A 290-nucleotide genomic window follows, 5' to 3' on the forward strand; every position below is an offset into this window, starting at 1 on the left:
CAGGGGTGGCATTACCAGCGGCCATATTACCGGCGTCAACTCGCAGAGAGAGGAATACAGCAAAGTATGTCCAGGAAAGGCAACTGTCTGGACAATGCGATGATAGAGAACTTCTTTGGGCATCTTAAAACAGAGATGTTTTATCTGAAGACGTTCCGAAGTGTGAGCGAACTGAGTGCTGCGATCGGTGAGTACATAGACTTCTGGAACGACAAGCGGATAAAGATGGGACTGGGCGGACTGAGTCCGGTGGAGTACCGGACTCATAATCAAATTAAGCTGACTTAAAG

1 protein-coding gene is annotated in these 290 nt (G+C 48.3%); it reads left to right on the forward strand.

Going from position 1 to position 290, the window contains the following annotated elements; genetic code table 11:
• The coding region (locus tag PSSD_RS26085) for an IS3 family transposase (protein ID WP_153011543.1) at positions 1-288 on the forward strand (288 nt) is incomplete at its 5' end.
• Positions 289-290: the final 2 nt, after the last annotated feature.

The organism is Type-D symbiont of Plautia stali, assembly GCF_001485335.1.
Classification (GTDB): Bacteria; Pseudomonadota; Gammaproteobacteria; order Enterobacterales; family Enterobacteriaceae; genus Pantoea; species Pantoea vagans_C.